We start from the raw sequence: 6474 nt of genomic DNA on the forward strand, positions 1-6474 counted from the left end.
GCGTGGACCTTCGACGTAACGACCGGTCAGTTCAAGGCGGGACCGATAAGGACTCCCCAGTCGCGCTCGAGAGCACTCCCCGCTCCCCGTCGAAAAGGCGCTGCGTCTTGAGTTGCTGCTCGACCAACTGGAGTAGCCCGCCAAGTTCCTCGTAGGTCTCGCGCAACGCGCCACGGAACAGCCACCGGTACCAGATGATGACAGCGGCGGAGCCCAGCACCGCCGCGCCGGCGGCGGCAATCAAGGGCGCGGCGCTCAGCACCGGCACCTTCAACATACTGCCGAGTTTCACGGCCGTGCTGACGCTGGCAAAGAAGCTCACCGCGGCCATGATCCCGAGATCAAACATCACGTTCCGCCGGAGCCCCGCACGCAGGTCACCCGTCACGACGATCTCGCACGCAGGTGCCGCGGCGGTGCCACGCGCCTGCAGTGTCACGTTCAAATCGAACAACTCGATCTGCTCGAGCCGGTATCGTACAGCCTTCGCTTTGGACATCGCCGCGAACGGGTTCGAATACGCCCCCATGAACCGCGGCACCTTGAAGCGCATGATGCCGCCGTCGAGCGGGTGGCCGTTCACCGTGTCCTGCAGCGTGAACTCGTGCGGCGCAGCCGTGAACACCGCACCCAGCGCCTGCAGCGTGTCCTTGGGTGATGCCTGAATGACACGCGATACCGACAAGGCGCGGTCGGCGGTGCCCATGAGCAGCGTGGTCCGGCGGTCCGCCCCCTCCGACATCGGGTCGGTCAGCGCTGCCGAGCTGGGATTGGCCCGTAACTCCGCGAGCGCAATGGCGACGTATTGCCGCGATATGCCCGCTTCGACAGCCGCTGCTTCCACGTCGCGCAGGCGATACGCATCGTCGGTCGTGATGACGGCTGCTTCGCCGCTCACGCGCGCACTCTCGAGCACCGCACGGCGCTCCATGCGATGCGCCGCCTCGGCCTGCAGCTGGGCCGCGCGTTGCCACACCACGCGCGCTTCATTTTCCGAAAGCACACCACCCGGCGCCGCATCGGCCGACGCGCGCGCGCGCGCGTTGGCATCGTTCCACAGCGCGTCGAAGGCACTCGCCAGTTGATCCGCGCTTGCCGGTCGCTCCGACGGATTCTTCAGCAAGCACCGGTTCACCAGCAGCGCGAGCTCGGCCGGCACCTGCGACAGTGTGGTCAACGATGGCGGCTGCTTGGTCACATGCGCCACGAGCACCGATTGCGCGGTCCCGTCAAACGGCGGCGTGCCGGCCAACATGTGATACGCGACGCACCCCAGCGCGTACACATCGCTCCGGCCGTCCACCTCTTCGCCCGCGGCCTGCTCGGGGCTCATGTAGTGCACCGAGCCGAGCACGTTGCCTACCATGGTGAGTTTCGAGGCGTCGGCGGCGTCGCGCGAAATGCCGAAGTCCGTCACCACGGCCCGACCGGAATCGCGATCGAGCAGAATGTTGTCCGGCTTGATGTCGCGATGCACGACGCCGCGGGCGTGCGCATACGCCAGGCCCCAGGAAACCTCGCGCAGTACGCGCAGCGTGTCCGCCACGGGCATGGGCCCGCGATCGCGAAGCCGGTCCCCTACCGATTCACCGTTGATGAAGCGCATCGAAAACCACACCACACCATCCGTCTCGTCGGCGCGGTACACGTTGATGATGTTCGGATGCTCGAGCCGTGCGCTCGTACGTGCCTCTCGGAGAAAGCGCTCGCGCTCCTCCGGCCCCGACCGGTCGGCCTGCAGCACCTTGAGCGCAACCAGACGGTCGAGAAAGCGGTCGCGCACGAGCCACACGACGCCCATGCCACCGGCGCCCAATGGCCGAACGGTATCGAAAACGGCGGACAGGCCGGCCGGCAGCGGCGCAGGTGAGGGCAGCGTCATATCCGAGAAGTAATCCGCAGCTGCAGCGCTTGCAAACGCGAAGGCTATCTCTGGTATCTTAGCGGTAAGCTACAAGCCACCGTCGGACAGGAGATCGTTCCGTGCACACCAGCAATGCGGCCGTTCTCGACCTGCACCACCTCACCCTCGTGGCGAGCACTGCACAGCGCACCGTCGACTTCCATGTCACGCGTTCTGGGGCTTCGCCTCGTCACGACGACCGTCAACTTCGACGACCCCGGCACGAGACACTGGTACTGGGGAACGGCTGAGTCCCATTCGGGTTCGCTGGTGACCGACCTCGAGCACCCTGCTGCCGTGCGGCGGTCGCACATGGGCGTGGTGCAGAGGCATCACCATGCGTTGGCCGTCGTCGGCGAAGACACGCAGCTCCTCTCTCGCGCAGAGACTACGCGCCGGTGCGCAGCTGCTGCTCGGTCGAGAGCAGGGCGCCGATGGCCGTGGCCGATCCGCCGTCGTCGGGCGTGAGAATCGTGGCGCCGTAAAACTTGGCCACGAGGCCGAAGGTACGACGGATACTCTTGAGATCCGTCAGGTGGCCCACGATCACCACGTGTGGCAATTGCTGCGCACGGGCCGCGTTGATCGCGATCACGGCGATCACCTGCCCCACCATGTTCACCAGCGCGGCCGCCGTGTCTTCGCGCGACGCGTTCACCGGGTGCCGGGCCACACGGCCGAAATTCACGGCGGTCGTTTCGGGCGGTAAACTGCCGATCGCACCGCCCAGCACTTCAGCGATCGTGAGATTGTGCGTCATGTCCGACCCGCCCTGCGCGAGCGCGTCGATCTCGCGCGGATCCACGGTATCGAGCAGCAGACGGCCGAGCCCCACGAGCGTGCCGCCACCCACACCGGTGCCGGTCACGTGGTGCGCACCGGCCGGGGTGGCCGCCACGCACGCCGTCCCCGACCCGGCGCTGGTCACCAGCGCCGACTCGAGATGCGCCAGCGCGAGACCGCCGCGCCCGATGGCGCGCACTTCATCGACCCGATGTAATACACGATCGTCGATGGCCGGGGGCAGCATCGTGCGATTGCCGCCGGTCACCGCAATCCACTCGACATCGCGCGGCGACACGCCGCCCGCGTGGAGCACGTGGCGCACACGCGCTTCATCGGGCTGCCCTTCGCTGGGCAGCGTCCAATGGCGCGTCGCTCCACCATCACGCACCACCACGTCGGTGTTGCTGGCGCCGAAGTCGATGGCCGCCGCGGGGCGCAGCGCAGTCTCCGCCAGCACCGTCACTGCCCCGGGTGGTACGTGCGCTTGGCGTTCTTCTCCACGTCGTCGCGATAGTAGTTGACGGACTTGAACTGCCCCTTCGCGTAGTCCTCGGCCTGATTCATGAAGTACGGCGACGCCGGATCACCGCTCACACCGCCAGCGAGCGACGTCTTGGCGACGATGCGCGGACCGAACTCCACGGCGGCGATGAAGCTGTTGCCCCGGTTGCCGTAGATGCGCTTGGTGGACCGCACGCCATTCTGCGAGAACGCCGCCAACGAGCCCCAGTTCGACGAGGTGAAGGGCACCGGAATGCTCGGCTTCGCGTCGTCATACACCGCCGCGATGCGCCCATCGAGGCGCTGGAACCGGTTGATCTCGCCCCACGGCGTCTTCCACGTGCCGAAGTCGGCGGCCAGCTTGTCGGCGCTGCGCGCGAGTGCACCGAGCATCGCGGCGTTGTCGCGCGCCGCGGCACGGTTTCCACGCGTGGCGCGCGCCAGCTCCTCGCCGTACGCATTGGCCAGCGACATCGCCACCGACGTGAGGCTGTAGCGATAGTCCCAGTTGCGCAGCGTCGTGATCTGCTCGGCGAGCTTGATGCGCAGCGTATCGGCGCCCGGCAGCGCATCCCACGCCGCCACCAGCGGCGGGATGCTCTGATCGAATGCGGGGAGGTAGCTGTCGTACGCCGCGGCGATGAGCTTGTCGACGGTGAAGTCGGTGCGGCCATTCAGCACCCGAATCGCGTGCACGCCGCGCGCGTTCTCCTCCTGGTACTGCGACATGTACTTCGGATAGTCGCCGATCTTCGGGCTGTTCGGTCCGGCCGCGGTGAACGGCCAGTTGTTCGTGTTCATCAGCCAGCCGGTGGCCGGATTCGTGACCATGATCGTTTCTTCGATCGCGTGCAGCCCCTGCCACTCCGTGTCCGGCGTGCCGCCATCCACCGGGCGCGTGTAGTCGTACTTCGGATTGCGCTTCGGAATGAAGTCGCCATTCACGAAGGCAATCGTGCCGTTCGCGTCGGCGTATACGGTGTTGTTCGACGAATTCGTGCGCAGCTCCATGACCTTCTTGTAGCTGGCGAAATCGCTCGTCTTCGTGCGGCCGAACGACTGCATCAGCGCCTTGATCGGTTCCTGCATGAGACGCACCGCCACCCACTTGCCCTTGTCACTGCGAATGATCGGCCCCTGATGGCTGAAGTACGCCGTGACCGTCTTGCGCTGCAGCCCTGCCGCCGTCTTGTAGGGGAGCACGATGCGCTTCGCCGTCATCTCGCGCTCGCCGCCGGCGTACTGGTAGAACACCTTCCCGTCGCGTTCGGTGACCGTGAGCTGATACTCGTCGGCCACATCACCGCCGCCGGTCGTGTGCATCCAACCGTTCTTGTCGTTGAAACCCTGATAGATGAAGAACTGTCCCCACGTGACGGCACCGTAGGCCTTGAGCCCTTCCTCGCTGGTCACGTGGATTTCCGGACGGAAGTAGTGATCCGTGTGCGGATTGATCATCAGCAGGGCATGGCCGTTGGCGGTGTTCTTCGGCGCGATAGCGAAGCCGTTCGAGCCCGTGGGCTCCCGCGGCTCGAACTCGGCGTCGAGCTCCTCCCGCGACGGACCGGTGGGCGTCATCCCCATACGCGGCGCGTAGAACTGCTCGATGCCGCCGGCGTTCACACCGGCGATGTCTCCACCGATGCTGCCTTCGGTGAACGTGAGCGCCATCCACGGCTCGAACTTCGTGAGCAGCTTCGGCTTCACCTGCGGGTGCGTGGCCAGGTAGTAATTGAGGCCATCGGCGAAGCTGTTCATCAGCGCCTTCAGCCACACCGGGCTCTCGGCGTACTTCGCCTTCATGTCGAGCGTGTCGATGAAGAGCTTCATGCGCAGATCACGCCAGAGCGCCCCCTCGCCTTCCACTTCCGACGTGCGACCCATCGCGGTGATGTAGTTCGTCTCCACGCGATTGAAGTCGTCTTCAGCCTGCGCATACACCATGCCGAACACAGCGTCGGCATCGGACTTACCGTACACGTGGGCGATGCCGTACTGATCGCGCATGATCGTGACACGGTCGGCCTGCTTCTTCCATTTCGATGGCTGTGCCGTGGCGACGACGGGCGCGAGCAGCAGGGTCGCCGCGAGGACGGAGCGGAGCATAGAGCGCATGGGAGGGGCTGGAGAGAGAGCAGCGGGTGGGAATTACAGGCGGTACACCGAGATGGCGCTGTCGTCGAAGACCTGTGTGTGCTGCGGCTTCACGATCGTGGGGAGCACGTGCACACGCGCATGCTCGATCGCAAGAATGGTCGAGAACTTCTGCCGGTGCCAGCTCTCGATGAGCCGGTCGAGCATCTTCGATTCATAGGGGGGATCGGCGAAGGCGATGTCGAACTTCCCCGACGGCAAGGCCCCCGCGAACGGGAGCGCGTCCTTCTTGTACACGCGGGTTTTCTCGCGAACGCCGAGGGCGGCAATGTTGGCTTTGAGCGCGTGCAGACTCGAGGGTCGAAACTCGACGAAGTCCACGTACTTGCTGCCACGCGAGAGCGCCTCAAGGCCCAGCGCACCGGTGCCGGCGAACAGGTCGATCACGCGAGCGTCTTCGAGATCATTGCGCAGCAGGCGCATGAGGGCGACGCGCACCGTCTCGCCCGTGGGGCGCACCCGGAAATCGTTGGGTGAGGTGAGGTGTCGTCCTGCGAACTTCCCGGCCACGATGCGCATAACGGGTTCTGATCTACTCGGGTTGGTTGCGCATGTGATCGGCCAGTTGATGCATGCGGAGCGTGAGATATCCGCGGAGCTCCTCGGACATCGCATGCTCGGCCAGCGCCCGATCCATGCACCACAGCCACTCGTCCCGCTCGCGCGCGCCGATGGCAAAGGGAAAATGCCGCATCCGCAGCTTCGGATGGCCGAACTGCTCCACGTACAGATCCGGCCCGCCCGTCCAACCGGTCAGAAATAAAAAGAGCTTGTGGCGAGAGACCTTGAGGCTGCTGGCGTGAAGCGCCCGCACGTTCACCGCTTCGGGGGCGGTGTCCATGAGATGGTAGAAGCGATCGACCAAGGCATGGATGCCGGTCTCACCGCCGAGTTCGTCGTAATGAGACATGAGAGTGAGGAAGAGTAGCGTCTCGGGGGGTTCGGGCAAACGGCGGGGGCGTTACGGGCGAACGGCGCTAAGAGTGAACGGCGCTAAGAATTAGGGGCGCGAAGGTGAACGGCGCTAAAAGTGAAGGGCGACACGGCGAACCGCGCTGACCAACCCGTGGGGTTGCCAGATACGCGTGTTTGCCCCGTCGCCCTCCGCGCGTCGCCCAAACTATCAGCGC

At 65.5% G+C, this 6474-nt stretch carries 5 protein-coding genes; all 5 read right to left on the reverse strand.

Features of this window, described 5'->3' with window-relative positions:
- Window positions 1-31 precede the first annotated feature (31 nt).
- A complete protein-coding gene (locus tag ACIRA7_RS13935; RefSeq protein ID WP_396221453.1) occupies window positions 32-1882 on the reverse strand; it encodes a serine/threonine-protein kinase in 1851 nt (616 codons plus the stop codon).
- Between the two features lie 409 nt (window positions 1883-2291).
- Window positions 2292-3146 carry a Fumble domain-containing protein gene (locus ACIRA7_RS13940; RefSeq protein ID WP_396221454.1) on the reverse strand — a complete coding sequence of 285 codons (855 nt, stop codon included), beginning with the start codon at window positions 3144-3146 and terminating at the stop codon, window positions 2292-2294.
- Window positions 3147-3148: 2 nt separating this feature from the next.
- Complete coding sequence (locus tag ACIRA7_RS13945) at window positions 3149-5305, reverse strand: penicillin acylase family protein (protein WP_396221455.1); 2157 nt, start codon at window positions 5303-5305, stop codon at window positions 3149-3151.
- 33 nt (window positions 5306-5338) lie between these two features.
- Complete coding sequence (locus ACIRA7_RS13950; RefSeq protein WP_396221456.1) at window positions 5339-5863, reverse strand: RsmD family RNA methyltransferase; 525 nt, start codon at window positions 5861-5863, stop codon at window positions 5339-5341.
- A gap of 13 nt (window positions 5864-5876) precedes the next feature.
- Complete coding sequence (locus tag ACIRA7_RS13955; RefSeq protein ID WP_396221457.1) at window positions 5877-6254, reverse strand: group II truncated hemoglobin; 378 nt, start codon at window positions 6252-6254, stop codon at window positions 5877-5879.
- Between the last annotated feature and the right edge of the window lie 220 nt (window positions 6255-6474).

The sequence above is a fragment of the Gemmatimonas sp. genome (genome assembly GCF_044376735.1).
Taxonomy (GTDB): domain Bacteria; phylum Gemmatimonadota; class Gemmatimonadetes; order Gemmatimonadales; family Gemmatimonadaceae; genus Gemmatimonas.

Excerpts from the sequence above, each read along its gene's own strand:
- ACIRA7_RS13955 (WP_396221457.1), bottom strand. The coding sequence starts at position 6,254 with ATGTCTCATTACGACGAACTCGGCGGTGAGACCGGCATCCATGCCTTG.
- ACIRA7_RS13950 (WP_396221456.1), bottom strand. The coding sequence starts at position 5,863 with ATGCGCATCGTGGCCGGGAAGTTCGCAGGACGACACCTCACCTCACCC.
- ACIRA7_RS13945 (WP_396221455.1), bottom strand. The coding sequence starts at position 5,305 with ATGCGCTCTATGCTCCGCTCCGTCCTCGCGGCGACCCTGCTGCTCGCG.
- ACIRA7_RS13935 (WP_396221453.1), bottom strand. The coding sequence starts at position 1,882 with ATGACGCTGCCCTCACCTGCGCCGCTGCCGGCCGGCCTGTCCGCCGTT.